Raw genomic sequence first — 18105 nt, 5'->3', positions numbered from 1 at the left:
TCTGGCATCTTCCTCAGCAGAATGGGTTTCCGATCGTTAACAATCTCCTGAGCTGATGCAGCTTCGTTTGAATTCGTCACATTTTATCAATCGAACGCCACAACCCTTGCTTGGTCGATGGAATACTTCCTCTGCTCCGCAACAAATTCACTGCCCCGATGCACGAATGGCGCCGGTTGCATCGGCTTTAGTGTTGATGGATAACGCCAAGCTTGCGTTGCCACGCCCGGAAAAACCGCAAAAGCTTTGATGTCTTTTTGGCGGAATCCTTTGCTCTCATGATCGTGGGCGGCGCTCTCGACACCAGAATGCGCGCCCACCGGGTCGGTAACCTTAGGTTGGCAAATCACCTCATTCAAAGCAGGCCCGACACGCGCCGCAGATCGGCGACAAAATCCGAGCGCGCCCTTTCCCTCTGCCCTTCATCCGGTAGCCGCAAAAGATAGGACGGGTGAACGGTGACGAACCCGTCCCAGTCCCCGAAGCTCATCGTCCCCCGCTCCCTCAGCACCGAAACGCTGCGACCGGCCAGGGCCAGGGCGGCGGTCGCCCCCAGCGCAACGACAAGGCGCGGCCGGACGAGGCCCAGTTCCTTCATCAGCCACCAACGGTAATGCTTCACTTCCCCGGCGGTGGGAGATTGGTGAATGCGGCGTTCGCCGCGCTGGACGAATTTGAAATGCTTGACCGCGTTGGTCAGATAGGCTTGGGCGCGGTCGATGCCGGCCTCCTCCAGCGCGGCGGTCAGCAACTGGCCGGCCGGACCGACGAACGGCCGTCCCTGCCGGTCCTCCTGGTCGCCCGGCTGCTCGCCGACGATGGCAAGCGCCGCGCCGAGCGGTCCCTCCCCCAACACGGCCCGCGTCGCGCCCGGCACCAGCGGTTCGGAGCGCGCGATGAGTTGGTTCAGCGCGGCCAGCGTCTCCTGTTCCTGCCGCGCCATGGCGGCGACCGCCTTGTCGGGCGCGCGGTGGCGGGGGATGGCGGCCTCCGCCTCGATCATCGCCCGGACACGGGCGGGGGCGGAGCGGACAAGGGCGGGGATGGCGGCGGTTTCCGGCAGGTTGGCCCAGTATTTTCGGGGCATTTCCGCCCGCATCGCCGTCGGGTTGACCCGCGCGGGGTTGAAGGTGCTCTCGTAATAGCGCTGCCAACCCTCGGCGAACCCGTCATCCGCCAAACCATCCGGCCGAACCGCCCCCGGCCCGACCGTCAGGCTGCGCCGGTCCCAGTGCAGCGCGCCGACCGGGGTCAGGATCGACCACACCATGCTCTCGAAACGCTCGACGAAGAAGGGGGCGGCGGCCTCGACGATGAAATGGTCGGGCTCGAACCACGCGACGTAGCGCGCGTCGCCGTCCGCGTCCCGCAGTTCACGGAAACGCACGAAGGCGTGCATCTTGTGAAGGTCGCGCCGCACCGCCTTGTCGAGCCGCGCCAGCCGGTGCACGAGCGGGTCGGCGTGCTGGTCGAGCAACGCCCGCTCGCCTCCCAGCACCCGCCAGACCAACCGATAGAGCAGGGCGTAGCGTTCCGGGTCGCGGTGGCAGACCACCGTCTCGATCAGCGCTCCCACCGCCCGTGGCAGGGAGACCGGCGGCGGGTCGCTCCCAAGGGCCGATTCGGTGGCATCGCCGAACAACGACAAGGCTCCGCCGTTCCACAGCACCGCCTCGGGCGCCGCATCGGCGGCAATGAGCCGCCGCACCGCCCGGCGGAAACCGTCGAGATCCGCCCCCTCCCCCAGCGTCACCGGAAGCATGGTCAGAACAGGCTCAACTGGCGTGGCGGCGCCACCAGTTTCTGGCGCAGGTCGAGCCGATCGGTCAGCCCGGCCGGGTGATGGTCGGCGGCGATGAGGAACGCGCGCGCCCGCTTCAGCCCCGACGACAGCCGCGCCACATCCTCCAGCCGCAAGCGGTTGTGGCGGCGGGCCGAAATGATCTTGTCCACCGCGCGGGCACCCAGCCCCGGCACCCGCAGCAGCAGCTCGCGGTCGGCGCGGTTGACGTCAATGGGAAAGCGCGCGCGGTTCTTCAGCGCCCAGGCCAGCTTGGGGTCGATGCCGAGGTCGAGCATGCCGCCGTCGCCCCCGGCGGCGATCTCCTCCACCGTGAAGCCGTAATAACGCAGCAGCCAGTCGGCCTGGTACAGGCGGTTCTCCCGCTGGAGGGGCGGCGCTTTGACGGGCAGCGCCGAGCTGGCCTCCGGGATCGGGCTGAAGGCGGAGTAGTAGACCCGCCGCAACCCATAGCGCCGGTAGAGCGTGTCGCTGGTTTCCAGCACCGAACGGTCGGTGGCGTCGTCGGCGCCGACGATCATCTGGGTGCTCTGGCCAGCGGGGGAGAAGCGGCGCCGCTCCTCCTTGGCCTCCACGATGCGCTCGTTCACCTGTCCCATGACCGCCTTGATCGAGGCGCCGTCCTTCTCGGGCGCGAAGGCCTTGAGGCTGAGGTCGGAGGGCAGTTCGAGGTTGATCGACAGCCGGTCGGCCCACAGCCCGGCCTGCTCGATCAGCCAGGGGCTGGCCTCGGGGATGGTCTTCAGGTGGATGTAGCCGGCGAAGCCATGGTCGCGCCGCAGCGTCCTGGCCACCAGCATCATCTGTTCCATGGTGTGGTCGGGCGAGCGGATGATGCCCGAGGACAGGAACAACCCCTCGATGCAGTTGCGCTTGTAGAAGCCGATGGTCAGGCGCACCACCTCGTCCACGCTGAAGCGGGCACGGCGCACGTTGGAGGAGCGGCGGTTGATGCAGTAGGCGCAGTCGAACAGGCAGTAGTTGGTCAGCAAGATTTTGAGCAGCGAGACGCAGCGTCCGTCCGGAGTGTAGGCGTGGCAGATGCCGGCCCCGGTCGTGGATCCCAGCCCCTCCGCGCCGCCTTGGCGCCGCTTGGCCCCGGACGAGGCGCAGGACGCGTCGTACTTCGCCGCGTCGGCCAGGATGCCGAGCTTGTCGATCAGGGTCTCGTCCAAAATTCCGCCCTCGCGCCGCCATGATGTTCCTAATATGTTCTTATAGCACGGAGAGGCAAGCGGATGGCGAAACAATCGCCCTCGCCATGGGTGTCGCCCGGCGCCTTGGCGGCTACCCCGAAAGGGAGGACGGAACGGCCTTGAGAAATGGTCGCCGCGATCCTATTGTCGTTGTGCTGCGGATAGACCGCAGCGTTCTTTCAGCAAGGAGCTTGCTGAGCATGACCTCCGCAGACAGCACCGGGCGCGAGTCCGGCACCCTTTCGTTGCCCAGAAAGGCCAGGACCACGGCCTCCGGCGCGCAAGCCGCCCCGACTTATGACTTTATGGTCTTTGTCGGCCGTTTCCGCCCCTTCCACCTCGGCCATCTCACCGTAATGCAGCGCGCCCTGTCCCTGGGGCGGCGTCTCATCCTGCTGGTCGGGTCGTCCCGTCAGGCGCGCAGCCACCGCAACCCCTTCCGCTTCGAAGAGGTCCGTGCCTGCATCCTGGGAGCCTTCTCACCGGAGGAGTGCCAGCGCATCACGGTGCTGCCTCTCATCGACCGCTACAACGATCTGGAATGGATCCGCGACGTTCAGGCCGCCGTGCATGGCGTCGTCGTGCAGCACCACCGCCCCGCCGACGGCTCGGCGCCCAGGATCGGCCTGATCGGCCATTCCAAGGACCACAGCAGCTATTACCTGCGCATGTTCCCGCAATGGGGCGCCGTGGAATGCGGGAACGCCCGGGGGATCTCGGCCACCCCCATCCGCGACGCCTATTTTTCCGACGCCGCCGCGGCGCTGGAGGAGTGGAAGGACGCGCTACCCCCCAACGTCGCGGCCTTCATGGCCGAGTTCGCGCGCACCGAAGAGTACAAGCGGCTCGCCGAGGAAAGCGCCTACATCGCCAAATACAAGGCCGGCTGGGCCGACGCCCCCTACCCTCCGACCTTTCTCACCGCCGACGCCGTGGTCGTCCTGTCCGGTCACGTTCTGCTCATCGAGCGCCGGGGCCTGCCCGGGCGCGGCCTGCTGGCCCTGCCCGGCGGCTTCGTCGGACAGCACGAGCGCATCAAGGACGCCATGATCCGGGAGTTGCGGGAGGAGACGAAGCTCAAGGTCCCGGCGGGGTTCCTGGAGGGCAGCGTCCGCGCCAGCCAGATCTTCGACCATCCCTACCGCTCCTCGCGCGGGCGCACGGTGACCCAGGCGTTCCTCATCCAGCTCAAGGCCGGTGAGGAGGGGTTTCCCAAAGTGCGCGGCGGCGACGACGCCAAGTCGGCCCGCTGGATGCCGATCGCGGAGATCGACCCCGAACGGATGTTCGAAGACCACTTCCACATCATCCAGACGATGATCGCCCAGGCCGGACACTGACCGGAAGATCCGGTGGAGTGTTCGATTGCGATCCGCATGAAACCATCCGTGGATCGTCGCCTCAACCAAGCCCGCCGGACAGACCGGCGGCATTCGGCAAAGGAGCTTTGCCATGCGCACCACGCGTTTTCCCTTGGGTTCGCCCCGCCACCGCCCTCCCCTGCCATCGCCGACCGTCCGCCGCCGCGTCGCCCAGGCGCGCCGCTGACCGTAAACCTGCAAACCGCCCGACTCCCCGCCATGCGGGGATTCAGGCGACGGCGCTGTACGCGCTCCCGGAACGGAGCGCTCCCAGGATGAGGGCATCATGTCGGCAACTCTGCGCATCGTCTGCGTCCAGGCCAATCCCACGGTCGGCGCGCTCGACAACAATTTCGACATCGTCCGCCGCCACCGCGCGCAACACCACGGCACGGCGGATCTGCTGGTGTTCAGCGAGTGCTTCGGCACCGGCTACCCGCTTCAGGATCTGGTGCTGCGTCCGGGCTTCCGGCGCGACTTCCGCACCGCGCTCGACGCGCTCGCCAACGACATGCGGGGCGACGGCGGGCCGGCGGTGCTGGTCGGCGGCCCGCTCGACGGCAGCGCCCTGCCCCACAACGCCGCCTTCCTCGTCGAGACCGACGGCTCGATGCGGATCGTGCTCAAGCACACCCTGCCCAACGACGAGGTCTACGACGAGAAGCGGGTCTTCGCGCCCGGCCCGATGCCCTCCCCCGTCGATTTCCGTGGCTTCCGCCTGGGCATCGCCATCTGCGAGGATTTCTGGCACGGCAAAATCGCCCAGACGCTCGCCGCCGATGGCGCCGAGGTTCTGATCGTGCCGAACGGTTCGCATTTCAAGACCGGGAAGCAGGCGGTCCGGCTCGCCATCGGCCGTCGCACGGTCAAGGCCACCGGCCTGCCGATCCTCTACGTCAACCAGGTCGGCGGCCAGGACAGCCTGGTGTTCGACGGGGGAAGCTACGTCATGGACCGCGCCGGGCTGGTGATCGCCCAGGCCGCCTTTCGCGAAACGGCCTTCGACATCCGGCTGGAGCGGAGCGAGGACGGGGGCGTGGAACTGTGCCGCGGCGACGTGCTCGGCGCGACGCCGAACGGCTACCCCGAGGAATTGGAGGCCGTGTACCAGGCGCTCGTGCTGGGCCTGCGCGACTACGTGAACAAGAACCGCTTCCCCGGCGTGGTGCTCGGCATGTCGGGCGGCATCGACAGCGCCCTGTCGGCGGCCGTCGCGGTGGACGCGCTGGGGCCCGAGCGCGTGCTGCTGGTGCGCATGCCCTCGCCCTACACCTCGGCGGAGAGCATGGAGGACGCCGAACGGGCCGCCGCCCTGCTCGGGACCCGTCTTCTGACCGTGCCGATTGCGCCCGCGATGGACGCCTTCGACGCCATGCTCGCCCCGGTCTTCGACGACCGGCCGGTGCCGGCGGCGGACACGACCTTCGAGAACGTGCAGGCGCGGACGCGCGGCATGACGCTGATGGCGCTCTCCAACCGGCTTGGGCTGATGGTGCTGAGCACGGGCAACAAGAGCGAGATGAGCGTCGGCTACGCCACCCTCTACGGCGACATGTGCGGCGGCTACTCGGTGCTGAAGGACGTCTACAAGACCGTCGTCTTCCGTCTGGCGCGTTGGCGCAACGCGCAATGGCCGTCTGGGCTGCTCGGCCCGCAAGGCGCGGTGATGCCCGAGCGAATCCTCACCAAGCCGCCGACCGCCGAACTGCGCGAGGGCCAAACCGATGAGCAGGCGCTGGGCGCCTACGAGCATCTCGACGCGGTGCTCGTCGGCATGGTCGAGGGGCTGAACGGCGCGGACCGTGCCGCCGCCCTGGCGAGCGCCGTGGTGGGCGAGCCGGTTTCCGCCGCCTACGCCGAGCGGATCGGGCGCCTGACGGCGCGCGCGCAGTACAAGCGCGACCAGAGCCCTCCGGGCGTCGTCGTCACCGAACGGACCTACGGGCTGGGCTGGCGTCTGCCGATCACCAACCATTACGGGCTGTGACCCGATCCGCTAGGAACAGGAGGTTCCCGTCATGCTCATCAACTTCGGCACCCGTGCCCACAACCACAACTTCGCCTCCGACTTCATCGTCCGTTCGCTGCTCGACACGGACTGGTACAAGCTGGCGATGCTTCAGTTCATCTGGCTGCATTTCCGGGACGTGAAGGTCCGCTTCAGCCTGATCAACCGCACCAGATCGGTGAAGCTGGCCCGGATCGTCGATGAAACCGAACTGCGCCGTCAGTTGGACAACGTGCGCTCGCTGCGCCTGAAGCGCTCCGAGGCGGTCTGGCTCCAGGGCAACACCTTCTACGGCCAGCACGGCATTTTCCGGCCCGAGTTCGTCGCCTGGCTCGCCGGCGACGTCGTCCTGCCCGACTACACGCTGTCCGAGGAGGACGGCCAATGGCGCCTGGACTTCGAGGGGCCGTGGGCCCTGGTCACCCTGTGGGAGATCCACGCGCTCAGCATCATCAACGAGCTCAAGACCCGCGCCGCGCTGGCCGGCATGACGGAGACCGAGCTCGACATCCTCTACGCCCGCGCCAAGGTCCGCCTCTGGGACAAGATCGAGCGCCTGCGCCCGGTCGCCGACCTCAGCCTCTCGGACTTCGGCACGCGGCGGCGCCACAGCTTCCTCTGGCAGGAATACGTCGTGGAGACGATGGCGGCCGAGCTCGGCCCGCGCTTCATCGGCACCTCCAACACGTACCTCGCCATGAAGCACGACCTGGAGGCCATCGGCACCAACGCGCACGAGTTGCCGACGACCGTCGCCGCTCTGGCCCGGACCGGTGACGCGCTGCTGGAGGCGCAGTACGAGGTCCTGCGGCTGTGGCAGGAGACCTACGGCGGCGCGATGCTGGTGTTCCTGCCCGACACCTTCGGATCGACCCAGTTCCTGAGGAACGCGCCGGACTGGGTGGCGGACTGGACGGGCATGCGGGTGGACAGCAAGGACCCGGTGGCGGCCGGCGAGGAGTACATCGCCTGGCTGGAGCGGCACGGCCGCGATCCCAGGGAAAAGCGCGTGCTGTTCAGCGACGGTCTGGACGTCGGGGACATCCTGCGGCTCCACGAGACCTTCGGCGGCCGCATCCGCGACGGCTACGGCTGGGGCACGCTGCTGACCTCGGATTTCCGGGGCTGCCACCCGCGCAACGGCCAGGGCCTCGATCCGCTGAGCCTGGTCTGCAAGGTCACCGCGGTCGAGGTGGACGCCGTCTGGAAGGGGGCCGTCAAACTCAGCGACAATTACGAGAAGGCCACGGGACCGGCCTCCGAGGTCGCCCGCTACCGCGCCGTCTTCGGCACCGAAGGCGTCGCGAACGTCCCGGTGCTGGTCTGAACGAGAGGAGACGCATCATGACCGACACCCCGATCGACCGCTTGGTCGGCCCGGCCGCCGCACTGGAGGCCGTTGCCGCCGTCATGCCGGTGCGCCCGACCCGCTTCGCGCTGGACGGCAAGAAAATCGGCAAGCTCGACGTGGATCCGGTAAAGGGGTTCGCCGCCGTCGGGGGCGGCAATCTGGCGCCGCCGGTGGCCAACGCGCAGGTCGCCCGCATGATCGCGGAAATCGATCGCACCGACCGCCTGTTCATCGAGGCACGGCGTCCCATCGCGGTGTTCCTGGACACCCACGAACCGGGCAAGCCCGAACACCCCTACCCGCCCCATTGCGAAATCGGTACCGGCGAGGAAAATCTGGTCGATGAACTTGCCTGGCTGGAGGGGGCTCCCGGTGTCACGCTGATGCGCAAGGACTGCATCGACGGCGTGGTCGGGCTGACCGATCCGGCGACCGGCAGGAACCGCCTGCTCGACTGGATCCTTGGCAACGGCATCGAGACCCTGGTGGTCGATGGCATCTGCACGGACATCTGCGTGCTCCAGGCCGTGCAGACCCTGCTGTCGGCGCGCAACCACGGCATGACAGGGCCGCTCCGGGAGATCGTCGTTTACGAGCCGGGCTGCGCGACCTACGATCTGCCGCTGGAGACGGCGCGAAACATCGGCCTGCCGGACACCGCGGCTCATCCACAGAAAGTCGCCCATCACATCGGGCTGTATCTTATGCAGGCGAGCGGCGCGGTGATTGCGCAAGAGCTGGTGTTCTGAGCAAACCCTCGGCGTCGGCACGAGCGTGCGCCTTGCCCAGCAGCGGATGGCAAGCCAACTCCAGAATCGACTGTTCGCCGGGTCAGCCGTTTTCCACGGCCTTGTCCATCGAGCGCCGCCATACCGGTTCCGACAGACGTTCAGCGAAGAAATCGGCCAGCACCCCGACCTTCGCCGGGCGCGTGCGGGCCGATGGCGTGATGAAGTAGAGGCCTCCTCTGGGCAAGGACCAGTCGCTCAGGATGGCGACGACCCGCCCGTCGGCGAGAGGCTCGGCCGCCATGAATTCCGGCAATTCGGCGATCGCCAGCCCTTCCAGCAGCATGGGCACCAGCGCGTCGGCGTTGGTGACGCGCAAGGGGCCGGAAGGCGTCACGCTCTCCTCCTCGCCGGCGCTGTTGGTGAAGCGCCAGATGTCCTGCCGCCGCCGGTAGGCATAGCCCAGGCAATGGTGACCGTTCAGTTCGCGAGGGTGCCGGGGCTGGCCGTGGCGGGCCAGATAGCTCGGAGCGGCCAGGACGACGGGTGAGATCGGGCACAGCCGCCGGGCCACCAGCGAACTGTCCGGCAGCACCGCGATCCGGAGCGCGGCGTCGAAGCCGTCGCCCACCAGATCGACGACCGCGTCGCTCAGGTGCAGATCGATGGAAATCTCCGGGTAGAGCCGGAAGAAGTCCGGAAGAAGGGGCGCGACCCAGCGCAGGCCGAAGGACATCGGCACCGCCAGACGGATCAGGCCGCGCGGACGGCTGGACATCTCGCGCACGATGTTTTCCGCCGCTTCGGCGTCGTCGTACAGGCGCGCCGCACGCTCGGTCAGCGAATGGCCGAAGTCCGTCAGGGCCAGGCGGCGGGAGGTGCGGTTGAACAGCCGCGCGCCCAGCCTCTCCTCCAGCCGGCTGACCGCGCGCGACACGGTGGCGACCGAAACCCCCATGGCGCGCGCCGCGCCGGCGAAGGAGCGCTCCTCCGCCACCTTGGCGAACATCGCCAACCCCTCGAAATCGGGAAGCTTCGACATCGACAAATCCGCAACGTTCGTTTTCAGTCATTTCTATTTCGATATGCCTCAGCCGTCGATAGCTTTGTGACCAGCGCACACCCCCAAACATGGAGAGCCACATGTCACGCAAGCTTGACGGCAAGATCGCCCTCGTCACCGGCGCCACCAGCGGCATCGGCCTCGCCGCGGCCAAGCGCTTTGCCGATGAGGGCGCCTTCGTCTACATCACCGGCCGCCGCCAATCCGAACTGGACGCTGCGGTCGCCGCCATCACCGCGGCCGGCGGCGCCGCGACGGGCGTCCAGGCGGACTCGTCCAACCTCGCCGACCTTGACCGGCTCTATGCCCGGATACAGGCTGACAAGGGCCGCATCGACGTGCTCTACGCCAACGCCGGCGGCGGTGGCATGCTGCCGCTGGGCGCCATCACGGAGGAGCAGTACGAAGACACCTTCGACCGCAATGTGAAGGGCGTCCTGTTCACGGTGCAGAAGGCGCTGCCGCTGCTCGGGAGCGGCGCCTCGGTGATCCTCGCCGGCTCGACCGCCGGCAGCATGGGCACGGCGGCCTTCAGCGTCTACAGCGCCAGCAAGGCGGCGGTGCGCAGCTTCGCCCGCAGTTGGATCCTGGATTTGAAGGATCGTGGCATCCGCGTCAACACGCTCAGCCCCGGCCCGATCCGCACGCCGGGTCTGGTCGAGTTGGCCGGTCCGGACGCCGCGCAGCAGCAGGGACTGGTGGATTATCTGGCGGCGCAGGTGCCGCTGGGCCGTGTCGGCGATCCCGACGAGATCGCCAAGGCCGCCGTCTTCCTGGCTTCCGACGACAGCAGCTTCGTCAACGGCGTCGAGCTGTTCGCCGATGGCGGGATGGCCCAGATCTGACCGGACGCCGGCAGAGGCGGGGCATCGGTTGGCCGTCCGCGCCCCGTCGCCCCGGACGGGCGTGACCTCGCCTCCGCGTGGCGGAAGGTCACGCCGCTCCGCTCACACCTCAGCCTCCTCTCCACCCGACGCCAATCCAACGGCGGCTTGCTCCCGGAGGGGCGTATCCGGCTGATGTGGACCCTGGTTGAGACCAGCCTTCTGGAGGCAGTCCTCGACCTGCCCTTCCGTACGGCTTTCGTGAATGGTTCGGCGTTCCAAGTGGTTGCAATAATATTATTGCGAATGAGTGGCATTGACGCCTGCGATTGCCATTCGTATGGTTTATTACAGACAAGCAGTTTCGACAGGGTTTACGACGGTATGGCCTCACGGGACGAAAAGGACCAGCGGACGCCCGTCGAGCCATTCAAGAAAAGGCAGCCTCGCTTCCACCGTCGCTCCAGCGCGTGGCGACCTACATCGACCAGAACCGCTTGGAGGTTCTGACCAAATCCGCGCTCCAGATCGCGGCGGTCACCGGCACTTCCGACGCCAGCGTCGTGCGGACGGTGCAGGCGCTCGGCTTCGACGGCTTGCCGGATCTCCGGCGGGCGCTGGCGGCCAGCCTGGGCGACAAGGAAACGCCGGCCGACAACATGAGCCGGACCTTCATCGACATCGCCGAGGGCGCCGACCCCGCCATCGACTTGGTGCTGTCCACCCACCAGGATGCCCTGAGCGCGCTGCGCGGCGGCGCCGCGCGGATGCAGATCTCCATGGCGGTCGCGGTGCTGCGCCGGCATGGGCGGCCAATCCATCTGCTGAACAAAAGCGGTCGCGCGCTGGCCGACCAACTGCTGGAACTCCGCTCCGGAGACGCCGTGTTGATGATGGCCTAAGGCCGCGCCTACGCCGAGGCCGGAGCGGTCATCGCCGAGGCGCGCCGGCTGGCGCTGCCCATCGTCCTGCTGACCAATTCGCTGGACGAGAAGCTGTCCCGCCACGCCGACGTCACCATCCCCGTCCTGCGCGGGCGGTCCCAGCGCGTCGCCCTGCACGGCGCGACCTTCGTCTGCCTCGAAGCCATCATCCTGGGCGTCACGGCGTCCGACACCTCGGGTTCGCTGGCCGAGTTGAAGCGCCTGAACGACCTGCGCGGGTCGATCGGCGGCGGCTGGGCCGACCTGCTCGACCAGGACCGCGCCGGGCCGCCGGACACCCCGCGCCGCCGCAAGACGGCGCCCGCCCCGGAGAAGGAGTCGTGACCCCGCGATGCTGGCCGAAGTCTCCGGGCGACGCGGTCGTGCTGTCGCCCGGCCAGACCGTCCGCTACCACGCCACAAGCGGTCTGGAGGCGACCGCCCTGATCGACCTCGACAACGCCGACGCCTGGCTCCATGGCCGTCTGGTGTTCGACCGCGTCCCCTTGAGCGACGCCGTGGCGTCGCTCAACCGCTATCCTTCGCCAACAAGGCGGGCATCCAGCTTTTCTATGACGCCGCGCCATTGGGGGCTCTGCGCAGCAACGGCGTCAGCGGGACGTTCAGCGTGTCCGAGGGGCTGGCCCGCCTGCTGGCCGGGAGCGGGCTGACCTACCGCTTCACCGGCGCCAACTCCGTCGCGCTGGCGACCGCGCAGGGCGCCGCATCGGGTCCGGTTGTGATCGACCCCGTTCAGGTCGGGGGGGCCGCGACAGGCTTCAACATCCAAACGCCGCCCGACAGCGGCTATCAGGCCAAGCGTATCCTGAGCACCACCAAGACCGAAACCGACCTGCGCGACGTGCCGCAGGCGGTGACCCGCCAGCAGATGGACGACCAGGCGATCCAGAATCTGGAAGGCGCCGTCCGCTACGTGCCGGGCGTCGGCTTCGCCCAAGGCGAGGGCAACCGCGACACGGCGGTGTTCCGGGGCAACAGCACGACCGCCGACTTCTTCCTCGACGGCATCCGCGACGACGTCGAGTATTACGGCGACCTCTACAACATCGAGCGGGTCGAGGTCGTCAAAGGCCCGAACGCGATGATCTTCGGGCGCGGCGGCGTCGGCGGCCTGATCAACCGCGTCAGCCGTCAGGCCGACTGGACCCGCACCCGCGAAGCCAAGGTCGAGACCGGCAGCAACGCCCATTACCGGGGCTCCTTCGACGTCGGCCAGGGTGTCGACGAGGCGGTCGCCCTACGCCTGACCGGCGTCTACGAGGTTTCGGAAAGCTACCGCAACGGCGTCGAACTGCGGCGCTGGGGCCTCAACCCGACGGCCTCCTTCCGCCTGGACGAGAACACGCTGCTCCAGGTCGGCTATGAGCATTTCCAGGACGACCGGGTGGCCGACCGCGGCATTCCGTCCTTCCGGGGCCAACCCTTCGAGACCGGCACCGCCACCTTCTTCGGCGATCCCGAACGCAGCCCGGTGAAGGCGCGGGTGGACGCAGTGACGGCGGCGGTCGAGCACCGCTTCGACAACGGCATCAGCCTGCGCAACCGCACCGGCTACCGCCTCAACCTCTACGGCTCGGTCCAGACCGCCGAGCCGGGAAGGGTGCCGGCCGTCCCGTCGTCCCGGCTCTCCCCCTCCACCATCCTGGCCGGGCGGAGGGCTTGAGTTGGCCGGGAGCGCGGCACCGGATCGCCAAGCCGCCCGGTGTCGTCATGCCTCCCATGCCGCCTCTCGGACGCTTACGGCTGCGGTTGAGATTGATTCGCATCCTATTCCCTGTGTTACTGGAGCGGCATCGACGCTCCCGGCACACGTCGATATCGATAAAGCAGCGAAGGTGACCATGACCATGGTGTTCAAGCATCTTGCCCGCGCGGCGGCGGTGACCGTCGTCCTCACCGGTTCGTCCCTGACGGCCCTGGCCCAGGGCACGGCCGGCAGCGCGGCCGACGACGGAATCGTCGTCTACAACGCCCAGCACGCCAGCCTGACCCAAGCCTGGGCCGACGGCTTCACCCGCGACACCGGCATCAAGGTGACGCTGCGCAAGGGTGGCGACATGGAGTTGGGCAACCAGATCGTCCAGGAAGGCGCCGCCTCGCCCGCCGACGTGTTCGTGACCGAGAACTCGCCCGCCATGGCGCTGGTCGACAAGGCCGGGCTCTTCGCCCCGCTGGCCGCCGACGTGCTGGCCCAGACGCCCGAGAATTTCCGCCCGGCCAACGGCCACTGGACCGGCGTCGCCGCGCGTTCCACCGTCTTCGCCTACAACACCGCCAAGCTGAAGCCGGAACAGCTGCCCAAGTCGCTGCTCGACCTCGCCGATCCCAGCTGGAAGGGCCGCTGGGCGGCCTCGCCGGCCGGGGCCGACTTCCAGGCCATCGTCGGCGCGTTGCTCCAGCTGAAGGGCGAGGCGGCCACCGCCTCCTGGCTGAAGGGCGTGAAGGACAACGCGAAGCCTTACAAGGGCAACGGCGTCGCCATGAAGGCGGTCAACGCCGGCGAGGTCGAGGGTGCGGTGATCTACCACTACTATTACGTCGGCGATCAGGCCAACACCGGCGAGAACAGCAAGAACGTCGCGCTGCATTACTTCCGCAACAACGATCCGGGCGCCTTCCTCAGCCTCTCCGGGGCCGGCGTGCTGGCGTCGAGCAAGCACAAGGCGGAGGCCCAGGCCTTCGTCAAGTGGATGACCGGCACGAAGGGCCAGGAAATTCTGCGCGACGGCAACGCCTATGAGTACGCCATCGCCAGCGGCGTCGCGTCCAACGCCAAGCTGGAGCCGATCGCCAAGCTGCAGGCGCCGAAGGTCACGCCGGAGACGCTGAACAACAAGGCCGTCACCGACCTGATGACGGCGGCTGGCCTGCTGTGACGCACCCCACCCTCGATCCCCGCACGCCGGCTTTCCGCGACGCCGTCCATCCCGGCATCAACGCGCGGGAAGACGGCGCGCGGGGAGAGGGGGCATGGCGGTCTCCGACCGCCGGTGAAGGGTGGCGGTGGCGACGGCCGAACGGCCCCGCCGCCGCCATCGCGTTGGCGGCGCTGGTCTCGCTGATCGCGCTGCTGCCGCTCGGCTTCGTTGCCTGGATCGCGGTTCAGACCGGTTGGGACACGGTGGCGGCGCTGGTCTTCCGACCGCGCGTCGGCGAATTGCTGGTCAACACCCTGCTGCTCGAACTCGCCACGCTGCCCCCGGCCATCATCCTGGCGGTGGCTCTGGCCTGGCTGACCGAGCGCAGCGACCTGCCCGGCGCTCGGCTCTGGGCTTGGCTGGCGGTGGCGCCGCTGGCGGTGCCGGCCTTCGTCCACAGCTACGCCTGGATCACCGTCGCCCCCGGCCTGCACGGGTTGTCCGGCGCGACGCTGGTCTCGGTGCTCGCCTATTTTCCCTTCCTCTACGTGCCGGTGGCCGCGCAGATGCGCCGGCTCGACCCGGCGATGGAGGACGTCGCCGCCTCGCTCGGCCTCGGGCCGTGGGAGGTGTTCCTCCGGGTGGTGCTGCCGCAGCTGCGTCTGCCGATCTGCGGCGGCGCGCTGCTGGTCGGGCTGCATCTTCTGGCCGAATACGGCCTCTACGTGATGATCCAGTTCGACACCTTCACCACCGCCATCGTCGACCAGTTCCAGTCGGCCTACAACGGGCCGGCGGCCAACATGCTGGCGGGCGTGCTGGTGCTGTGCTGCCTGGCGTTGCTGGGCGCCGAGACCGCCGTCCGGGGCAACGAGCGCTACGCGCGCGTCGGATCCGGCGCGGCGCGGCTGCCGGACCGCCGCCGTCTGGGCAACGCCACGCTGCCCGCCCTGCTGGTTCCGGCCCTGACCGCCGCGTTGTCGCTCGGCGTGCCGCTGGTCACGCTGGGGCGCTGGCTGCTGATCGGCGGCGCCGCCGTCTGGGGTCCCGCCGTCCTCGGTGCCATCGGCCAGACCGCGCTGCTGGCGCTGGCCGGCGCCGCGCTGACCACGCTGGCCGCCCTGCCCATGGCGTGGCTGTCGGTGCGGGCGCCCGGCCGCCTGCAACGGATCATGGAGGCTTGCCACTACCACGTCGGCGCGCTGCCCGGAGTCGTGGTGGCGCTGGCGCTGGTGACGATCACCGTGCGGGTCGCCCTGCCGCTCTACCAGACGGTGGCGACGGTGCTGCTCGCCTACGGGCTGCTGTTCCTGCCGCGCGCGCTGGTGGGGCTGCGCGGCAGCATCGCCCAGGCCCCGGTCGAGCTGGAGCGCGCGGCGATGTCGCTCGGCCGCACGCCCTTCCAGGCGGTGCGCCAGACCACGCTGCGCCTGGCCGCGCCCGGTGCCGCCGCCAGCATGGCGATGGTCGCGCTCGGCATCGCCAACGAGCTGACCGCCACCCTGATGCTCGCCCCCAACGGCACGCGCACGCTGGCGACCGAGTTCTGGTCCTTCACCGCCGAACTCGACTACGCCGGGGCGGCGCCCTACGCGGTGCTGATGGTGCTGGCGTCGCTGCCGCTGACCTTCCTTCTCCACGCGCAATCCAAACGGGCGGCCGGACGATGACGTTCCTCACGATTCAAGGCATCGGCAAGCGCTACGGCGGGATGGCCGCGCTGGACGGCATCGACCTCGCCGTTCCGGCCGGCGCCCGCATGGCCATCGTCGGGCGCTCCGGGTCGGGCAAGACCACGCTGCTGCGCATCGTCGCCGGTTTCGAGACCGCCGATTCCGGCCGGGTGACGCTGGACGGCCAGGTGCTGGCCGAGGGCGCCTCGGCGGTTCCGGCGCACCGGCGCGGCATCGGCTACGTCCCGCAGGACGGCGCGCTGTTCCCGCATCTGAGCGTCGCCGACAACATCGCCTTCGGGCTGGAGCGCGGCCTGCCGGGGCGCGACGCCCGCGTGCTGGACATGATGGACATGGTCGAGCTGGACCGCCGGATGCTGGGCCGGCGCCCGCATGAGCTGTCGGGCGGCCAGCAGCAGCGCGTGGCTCTGGCCCGCGCGCTGGCCCGCCAGCCCCGGCTGATGCTGCTCGACGAACCGTTCTCGGCGCTGGACACCGGACTGCGGGAGACGATGCGCAAGGCGGTGGCGGATCTGCTGCGCGCGGCCGGCGTCACCACCATCCTGGTCACCCACGACCAGAACGAGGCGCTGTCCTTCGCCGACCACGTCGCCGTGCTGCGCCAGGGGCGGCTCGCGCAGGCGGGCACGCCGCAGGAACTCTATCACCGGCCTTGCGACCGCGACACGGCGGCCTTTTTGGGCGACGCCATCGTGCTGCCGGCGGAATTGGGCGACGGCTGGGCCGCCTGCGGTCTCGGCCGCGTCGCCGCCGACACCGGTTCGCGGCGCGGGCGGGCGGAGATTATGCTGCGCCCCGAACAGCTTCGGCTGGCTCCCGCCTCGCCCGCTGATCCGGCGGCCTCCCCTGAAGCGGCCTGCCACGGCCGGGTGACCGCCGTGGAGTTCGGCGGCGCCGTCTGCAAGGTCGCGGTGTCGCTGCTGAACGGTCACGCCCAGGATTCCCAGCCGGCGCTGACGGTCCACAGCTCGAGCCTGGACCTGCCGGCGATCAATACCCATGTCCGGATCACGGTGTCCGGCAAGGCTCACGTCTTCGCAACGTAGCGGCTTTGCGTTTCCGGGCCGGCCGCCCGACCCGCAAGAGCGGCAAAACCAGCCGGCCGACCTTCCAGTCAGGCGGTGATGTTCACGGTAAGCCCACGGTTGGGATCCATCGGAAGCGACGGCGCCGCTGCCGGATGCCCTGGCGATGGATTGGCTGGGGCCGCGCAGCCTGTTTGTCGGTGCGGCGGTCATCGCCACCGCCTTCTCGGCCTGTGCCCTGGCCATGAAGCCGTGCGACCGGCTACGCCGATGATTCGCAACCTCATCAACGATCCGGGCGTCACGGCCCTGCCACGGACGCCTCGACAGCCGCGAATTCCCTGGCGAGGGGATAGAGCCGGCGCCAGCGCAGCCATGCCCGGCCGTAGGCTTCGGCACGGGACGGATCGGGGACGAAGCTTTCCAGGCGGCGCGGCTTGCGGCAGACGGCGGCCGGGTCCTCGCCGGTCGCCGCCATGCGGCCGAGACGGGCGGCCCCCAGCCCCGCGCCGACCTCGCCGTCCTCGATGCGGTGAACGGTGACGCCCAACACGTCGGCGCAGACCCGCGCCCACAGCCGCGAGCGCGAACCGCCGCCGGCAAGGTCGAGTTCGGTTGGGGCGCCGGCTCCCTCCCCCAGCGCCAGCAGATTGTCGCGCGCGGCGAAGGCGACCCCCTCCAGGACCGCCTGCACCATGGCGTCGCGCCCGCTTTCCGGCGACAGGCCGGCGAACACGCCGCGCACGGTGGCGTCGTTGTGAGGAGTGCGCTCTCCCGACAGGTAAGGCAGGAAGGCGACCGGCGACGGACCGTCCACCGCGTCGCCCAGCGGCGCCAGCAGCTCCGCCTCCGGCCGGCCGAAGACCGAGGCCGCCCAGGCCAGCGACGCCGCCGACGACAGCATCACCCCCATCTGGTGCCAGACGCCGGGCAGCGCATGGCAGAAGGCGTGGACCGCCAGCGCCGGGTTGGGCAGGAAGCGGTCGGTGGTCCGCCACACCACGCCCGAGGTGCCGAGGCTGAGGAAGCCGTCGCCGGCCGCGATGGCGCCGAGCCCGATGGCGCTCGCCGCGCAATCCCCCGCCCCGCCCGCCACCACCGGCGGCGCCTTCATGCCCCAGCGCCGGGTGAAACCGGCCGACAGCCGGGCGACCGGGGCGGAGCCTTCCGCGAGGTCGGGCATGTGGGCGCGGGTCAGGCGGGTCACGGCCAGCAGCTCGTCCGACCAGTCGCGCCGGGCGACGTCGAGCCA

16 protein-coding genes are annotated in these 18105 nt (G+C 69.2%); 11 read left to right on the top strand and 5 right to left on the bottom strand.

Annotated features, from left to right (window positions below):
* Positions 1–86 precede the first annotated feature (86 nt).
* Genes EJ913_RS21390 through EJ913_RS21380 form a run of 3 tightly spaced genes read right to left on the bottom strand, consistent with a single transcriptional unit; the run spans position 87 to position 2976 of the window.
* Positions 87–320 carry a hypothetical protein gene (locus tag EJ913_RS21390; RefSeq protein ID WP_127001673.1) on the bottom strand — a complete coding sequence of 78 codons (234 nt, stop codon included), beginning with the start codon at positions 318–320 and terminating at the stop codon, positions 87–89.
* 35 nt (positions 321–355) lie between these two features.
* A complete protein-coding gene (locus EJ913_RS21385) occupies positions 356–1762 on the bottom strand; it encodes a UdgX family uracil-DNA binding protein (RefSeq protein ID WP_127001671.1) in 1407 nt (468 codons plus the stop codon).
* Between the two features lie 2 nt (positions 1763–1764).
* The gene (locus EJ913_RS21380; protein ID WP_127001669.1) at positions 1765–2976 is read right to left on the bottom strand and encodes a putative DNA modification/repair radical SAM protein; all 1212 of its coding nucleotides are present in this window, start codon (positions 2974–2976) and stop codon (positions 1765–1767) included.
* Positions 2977–3197: 221 nt separating this feature from the next.
* Between EJ913_RS21380 and EJ913_RS21375 the strand changes: the two genes are divergently transcribed.
* From EJ913_RS21375 to EJ913_RS21360, 4 genes are all read left to right on the top strand, one after another.
* Positions 3198–4337, top strand: a complete 1140-nt coding sequence (locus tag EJ913_RS21375) for a bifunctional nicotinamide-nucleotide adenylyltransferase/Nudix hydroxylase (RefSeq protein ID WP_127001668.1) — start codon at positions 3198–3200, stop codon at positions 4335–4337.
* Between the two features lie 307 nt (positions 4338–4644).
* Positions 4645–6345 (top strand): NAD+ synthase, encoded by a 1701-nt coding sequence (locus EJ913_RS21370; protein ID WP_127001666.1) that lies wholly within the window; start codon positions 4645–4647, stop codon positions 6343–6345.
* 31 nt (positions 6346–6376) lie between these two features.
* Complete coding sequence (locus tag EJ913_RS21365; protein ID WP_127001664.1) at positions 6377–7693, top strand: nicotinate phosphoribosyltransferase; 1317 nt, start codon at positions 6377–6379, stop codon at positions 7691–7693.
* A gap of 17 nt (positions 7694–7710) precedes the next feature.
* Positions 7711–8466, top strand: coding sequence for an isochorismatase family protein (locus EJ913_RS21360; protein ID WP_127001662.1), 756 nt, complete (start codon positions 7711–7713; stop codon positions 8464–8466).
* Positions 8467–8548: 82 nt separating this feature from the next.
* Here EJ913_RS21360 and EJ913_RS21355 read toward each other — a convergent pair whose 3' ends face one another.
* Positions 8549–9487, bottom strand: coding sequence for a LysR family transcriptional regulator (locus EJ913_RS21355; RefSeq protein ID WP_127001660.1), 939 nt, complete (start codon positions 9485–9487; stop codon positions 8549–8551).
* Between the two features lie 101 nt (positions 9488–9588).
* Here EJ913_RS21355 and EJ913_RS21350 point away from each other — a divergent pair, with 101 nt between their 5' ends.
* The 7 genes from EJ913_RS21350 to EJ913_RS21325 all read left to right on the top strand — a co-directional run bounded on the left by EJ913_RS21350 (position 9589) and on the right by EJ913_RS21325 (position 16874).
* Entirely contained in the window at positions 9589–10353 is a 765-nt protein-coding gene (locus EJ913_RS21350) for an SDR family oxidoreductase (protein ID WP_127001658.1), read from the top strand.
* A gap of 308 nt (positions 10354–10661) precedes the next feature.
* Positions 10662–11234 (top strand): MurR/RpiR family transcriptional regulator, encoded by a 573-nt coding sequence (locus EJ913_RS21345; protein WP_185909874.1) that lies wholly within the window; start codon positions 10662–10664, stop codon positions 11232–11234.
* Between the two features lie 234 nt (positions 11235–11468).
* Complete coding sequence (locus tag EJ913_RS33090) at positions 11469–11600, top strand: hypothetical protein (protein ID WP_274389861.1); 132 nt, start codon at positions 11469–11471, stop codon at positions 11598–11600.
* Between the two features lie 7 nt (positions 11601–11607).
* Positions 11608–12939: a TonB-dependent siderophore receptor gene (locus tag EJ913_RS21340; RefSeq protein WP_127001654.1), complete on the top strand. Its 1332-nt coding sequence runs from the start codon at positions 11608–11610 to the stop codon at positions 12937–12939.
* A gap of 178 nt (positions 12940–13117) precedes the next feature.
* Positions 13118–14152 (top strand): iron ABC transporter substrate-binding protein, encoded by a 1035-nt coding sequence (locus tag EJ913_RS21335; RefSeq protein WP_127001652.1) that lies wholly within the window; start codon positions 13118–13120, stop codon positions 14150–14152.
* The gene (locus EJ913_RS21330) at positions 14149–15804 is read left to right on the top strand and encodes an ABC transporter permease (protein WP_244939443.1); all 1656 of its coding nucleotides are present in this window, start codon (positions 14149–14151) and stop codon (positions 15802–15804) included. The genes EJ913_RS21335 and EJ913_RS21330 overlap by 4 nt, the downstream gene beginning before the upstream one ends.
* Positions 15801–16874 carry an ABC transporter ATP-binding protein gene (locus EJ913_RS21325; protein WP_127001650.1) on the top strand — a complete coding sequence of 358 codons (1074 nt, stop codon included), beginning with the start codon at positions 15801–15803 and terminating at the stop codon, positions 16872–16874. Before EJ913_RS21330 ends, EJ913_RS21325 begins: the two co-directional genes overlap by 4 nt.
* Before the next feature lie 280 nt (positions 16875–17154).
* Here EJ913_RS21325 and EJ913_RS21320 read toward each other — a convergent pair.
* A partial coding sequence (locus tag EJ913_RS21320) for a xylulokinase (RefSeq protein ID WP_244939442.1) occupies positions 17155–18105 on the bottom strand: 951 nt, incomplete at its 5' end.

Origin of the sequence: Azospirillum doebereinerae, from assembly GCF_003989665.1 — a bacterium.
GTDB lineage: Bacteria > Pseudomonadota > Alphaproteobacteria > Azospirillales > Azospirillaceae > Azospirillum > Azospirillum doebereinerae.
The sequence above is the reverse complement of the archived record's forward strand: the minus strand, read 5'-3'. Positions and strand labels throughout refer to the sequence as shown.